This window comes from Enterobacter cloacae complex sp. IR5458 (assembly GCF_049238025.1).
GTDB lineage: Bacteria > Pseudomonadota > Gammaproteobacteria > Enterobacterales > Enterobacteriaceae > Enterobacter > Enterobacter kobei.
Window position 1 is genome coordinate 1 of the sequence record NZ_JBMKIF010000142.1, and the last position, 561, is coordinate 561.

The following is a 561-nucleotide window of genomic DNA, read 5'->3' on the forward strand; positions in this document are numbered from 1 at the left end:
GAAGGGTACTCAGTCGACTAATAACGGCAGCACCTCGCGGAACGCTGATACCAAATTCCAGCAGAAAAGCATGCATCTGATTAGTTGTTTTCACCTTATCCTGAACCAGGGATTCACGGACACGATGCAGAGCTCGCATTGCCTGCTGAGATTCGGTTCTGGGCTGCACGAAACGCATAGATGGACGTGATGCTGCTTCACAGATAGCTTCAGCATCAACGAAGTCATTTTTGTTGCTTTTAACGAATGGGCGGACAAATTGCGGTGATATCAGCTTTGGAAAATGCCCTAACTCTGCCAGCTTGCGTGCCATAAAGTGAGAACCGCCACAGGCTTCCATCGCGATGGTTGTTGCTGGGCATGTCGCCAGAAATTCGATTAGCTTTGGTCGGGTGAATTTTTTACGGTAAACGGCCTTCCCACGATGATCCTGACAATGAATATGGAAAGAGTTCTTACCCAGATCGATACCAATAAGCGCAATGTTTTCCATGATGGTTCTCCGAATGAAAGCCTGTCCTCAGCATAGTACTGGGAAGGAGGGAGTGACCATCTCATTAA

1 pseudogene is annotated in these 561 nt (G+C 47.8%); it reads right to left on the reverse strand.

Annotation, left to right across the window (positions count from 1 at the left end):
- Nucleotides 1-493, reverse strand: a pseudogene (locus tag ACOTYN_RS26450) (IS110-like element IS5075 family transposase); the annotation flags it as partial.
- Nucleotides 494-561 lie beyond the last annotated feature (68 nt).